The following is a 1,011-nucleotide window of genomic DNA, read 5'->3' on the forward strand; positions in this document are numbered from 1 at the left end:
TGCCGGGGGCGATCCCCGGCACGCAGCGGTGGGACCGCAAGGCGATTGATTGGTATCTGGACCGGGCTTCCGGTCTGCCTACCGAAAAGACCGTCTCGGGCGATCCCCTCGCAGACTGGCAGGCTTCCAGGCGGAGGGCTGTCAGCTAGGAGAGCGTGATGCGCGTAGACCTGTTCGGCCTGTTCTGGTCCGACGCCAAGATCGGCGGCGGCAAGAAGCGTCGGTACTACTACGCGTGGAAGGGCGGCCCCCGCATCAAGGCGAAGTACGGCACGCCCGCATTCATCACCGAGTTCAACGAGCACATAGCGAGCAAGAAGACCGTGTCAGACGCCACGGTCTTCGCGCTCATCGTCGAGTTCAAAGCGTCGTCCGAGTACCGAGTGCTCAGCGACAAGACGAAGAAAGACTACCTCCGTTACATCGCCCTCATCGAGCAAGAGTTCGGCACGATGCCGATTGCGGCCGTCGAACAGAAGGGCGCGCGTGGCGTCTTCAAGACCTGGCGCGATGGGTTCGCAGACAAGCCTCGCAAGGCCGACTATGCGTGGACCGTGCTCGCCCGCATCTTCTCCGTCGCCAAGGATCGCGGACGCATCAGCGTCAATCCCTGCGAGCGCGGCGGCCGTCTCTACGAGGGCGGGGATCGCCTCGACAAGATATGGTCCGAAGCGCAGCTCGGGCTCATGATCGAGAAAGCCCCGGAGCGGATCGACGCGCTCATGCTCGCGATCTGGACCGGCCAGCGGGAGGGCGATCTGATCCGCCTGCGCTGGTCGGATTACGACGGAACCTACATCAGGCTCACGCAGCGCAAGACCATACGCCACGGCAAGGTCGCCAAGGCCAAGCGGGTCACCATCCCTGTCAGCCCCGTGCTCAAGACCTACCTCGACTCCATGAAGCGGGTCGGGCCGCTGGTGCTGACCAACTCTCGGGCCAAGCCGTGGACAGAGGACGGCTTCCGGTCGTCCTGGGGCGACGCCCTGATCGACGTGGGGATCAACGAGG

1 protein-coding gene is annotated in these 1,011 nt (G+C 64.3%); it reads left to right on the forward strand.

Annotated elements, in window-relative coordinates; translation table 11 throughout:
• Positions 1-158: 158 nt before the first annotated feature.
• Positions 159-1,011 (forward strand): tyrosine-type recombinase/integrase (locus ACJH71_RS22335; protein WP_406760164.1); only part of this gene is annotated, 853 nt, incomplete at its 3' end.

Source organism: Mycobacterium sp. SMC-15 (assembly GCF_045310925.1).
Classification (GTDB): Bacteria; Actinomycetota; Actinomycetes; order Mycobacteriales; family Mycobacteriaceae; genus Mycobacterium.